Source organism: Sulfitobacter sp. HI0027 (assembly GCF_001634775.1).
Lineage (GTDB): Bacteria > Pseudomonadota > Alphaproteobacteria > Rhodobacterales > Rhodobacteraceae > Sulfitobacter.
This window is the reverse complement of record NZ_LWER01000202.1, coordinates 1-2,658: the sequence shown is the minus strand read 5'-3', so window position 1 is coordinate 2,658 and position 2,658 is coordinate 1. Positions and strand designations below refer to the sequence as shown.

2 protein-coding genes are annotated in these 2,658 nt (G+C 57.0%); both read left to right on the top strand.

Annotated features, from left to right (window positions below; all coding sequences use genetic code 11):
- Positions 1-258 precede the first annotated feature (258 nt).
- Complete coding sequence (istA, locus tag A3722_RS13240; RefSeq protein WP_150120483.1) at positions 259-1,788, top strand: IS21 family transposase; 1,530 nt, start codon at positions 259-261, stop codon at positions 1,786-1,788.
- Positions 1,778-2,569 (top strand): IS21-like element helper ATPase IstB, encoded by a 792-nt coding sequence (gene istB / locus A3722_RS13235; protein WP_067266994.1) that lies wholly within the window; start codon positions 1,778-1,780, stop codon positions 2,567-2,569. Before istA ends, istB begins: the two co-directional genes overlap by 11 nt.
- Positions 2,570-2,658 lie beyond the last annotated feature (89 nt).

Sequence of the window (2,658 nt, the reverse complement as noted above, 5' to 3'; positions counted from 1 at the left end):
GTCACGCATGGCTTGGTCGTCATCGCTCAGCGTCAAGCGCGACAACCCGCCCGGGCGGCCTTTGACGATCTCTGCCGAGGCTTCAATGGTCGACCAGANCCGATCGAGGTCAACGCGGGTATCGGGAGTTATTGACATGAGAAACTGTTGATTGTCACTGAGAACTGACCCGGTAGCCCCATAAATTGTCACTGAGAATTGACCCATGTGAACACACTTCCCCGACGGTTTTGGTTGGGGGGATTTGGAGTGATCGACATGGGATTTTTGAGTGTCATTCGACGCTGGGCATTGCGTGACAAGATGCCAATCAGGGAGATTGCCCGGCGGACGGGTTTGTCTCGGAACACGATAAAGAAGTATCTGCGTGAAGGTGCGGTGGAACCGCAGTTCAAGACGCCCAAGCGTCCAAGCAAGCTGGATCCCTATTCGGATCGGCTGTCAGCCTGGCTTTTAATCCAGACGCGGAAGTCACGCAAAGAGCGGCGGACAGTGAAGCAAATGCATGCTGATCTGGTGAAGCTGGGATATGATGGCTCCTATGAACGCGTAGCAGCTTTCGCCCGGGCATGGCGTGAAGATCGGCATCGAGCGGAACAGACGACGGGGCGCGGCACCTACGTGCCTTTGGTGTTCGCGCCCGGCGAAGCCTTCCAATTCGATTGGAGCGAGGACTGGGCCAACATTGGCGGTGAGCGCGCCAAACTTCAGGTCGCGNATATCAAACTGTCACACAGCCGCGCTTTCTTGGTGCGGGCCTACCCGCTGCAAACGCACGAGATGCTGTTTGACGCCCACTGGCATGCATTCCGCGTCTTCGGCGGCGTGCCTGGTCGCGGGATCTATGACAATATGAAGACCGCCGTTGATCGTGTGGGCAGAGGCAAGCAGCGGGACGTCAATGCACGCTTCAAGGCTATGGCCAGCCACTACGTGTTTGAGCCCGAGTTCTGCAATCCAGCCGCAGGTTGGGAGAAAGGCCAGGTTGAGAAGAACGTGCAGGATGCGCGCAACCGCATGTGGCAAGTCATGCCGGTCTTTGCCGATCTGGACGAGCTGAACCAATGGCTTGAAGATCGCTGTATCGCCCTTTGGGCAGAGACACCGCACAAGGCTTTGCCGGGGTCCATCGCTGACGTGTGGGAGGCCGAGAAGCCCACGCTGATGGCACTGCCGCCGGCATTCGATGGCTTTATCGAACACAGTAAGCGTGTGTCACCCACATGCCTGATCACGTTCGAACGCAATCGCTACAGCGTTCCCGCCAGCTTCGCGAACCGACGTGTCAGTTTGCATGTTTATCCCGAACGGCTGGTCGTGGTCGCTGAAGGGCAAACGGTTTGCGAGCATGCGCGGATCATCGAGCGATCTCATCGCAAGCCCGGCAAGGTCATCTATGAGTGGCGTCACTATCTCGCTGTCATCCAACGCAAACCAGGTGCCTTACGCAATGGTGCGCCGTTCACGGAGATGCCGGATGCCTTCCGGCAACTTCAGGATCACATGCTGCGTAAAGAAGGCGGTGACCGAGAGATGGTCGACATTCTGTCTCTGGTCCTTCAGCACAACGAAGATGACGTTTTGTGCGCAGTGGAGCTGGCACTTGAAGCGGGCGTCCCCACCAAGACGCACATCCTGAACCTGTTGCATCGATTGATCGACCGCAGACCGACAGATCACCCCGAGGTCGATCCGCCGGACGCACTGGCATTGCAGTCAACGCCAGAGGCCAACGTCGATCGCTATGACGGGTTGCGACAGACTAAGGAGAAGCGCCATGCGTCATGACCCAGCAGGAGCTTCTATCGTGATCATGCTACGCAGTCTCAAGCTGTACGGCATGGCAAATGCGATTGAAGACTTGGTCGCCCAGGGCGCGCCAGCGTTCGAAGCTGCCACACCAATGCTGTCACAGCTGCTCAAGGCTGAGATCGCCGAACGCGAGGTACGGTCTATCGCCTACCACACGAAAGTCGCCCGCTTCCCCGCATACAAGGATCTGACGGGCTTCGACTTTGCATCGAGTGAGGTCAACGAAGCGACAGTGCGGCAGCTACATCGATGCGAGTTTATCGAAGCGGCCGAAAATGTCGTTTTGATCGGCGGTCCCGGAACGGGCAAGAGCCACACGGCCACTGCAATTGGCGTCCAAGCGATTGAGCACCACAGGCGCAAGGTCCGCTTCTTCTCGACCGTAGAATTGGTCAATGCGTTGGAACAGGAGAAGGCGCTTGGAAAGGCAGGGAAACTGGCTGAGACGCTGACGAAGGTCGACTTGGTCATTTTGGACGAACTCGGCTACCTGCCGTTCAGTTCATCTGGCGGGGCGCTGCTCTTCCATCTGCTCAGTAAGCTCTATGAGCGCACCAGTGTGATCATCACCACCAACCTTAGCTTCTCAGAATGGGCGCAGGTCTTCGGGGATGCAAAGATGACCACCGCTCTCTTGGATCGGCTTACCCACCGCTGCCACATCCTCGAAACCGGAAACGACAGCTACCGCTTCAAGGTCAGTTCTGAGGCAGCAAAGAAAACTGCAAAGGAGGCCAAAACATTGACCGCATCATAGACCACGACGCATAACTGAGGGTGGGTCAAATCTCGGTGAAAATACCGGGTCAGTTCTCAGTGACAATCAACAGCAGGAGGGGCCAAATT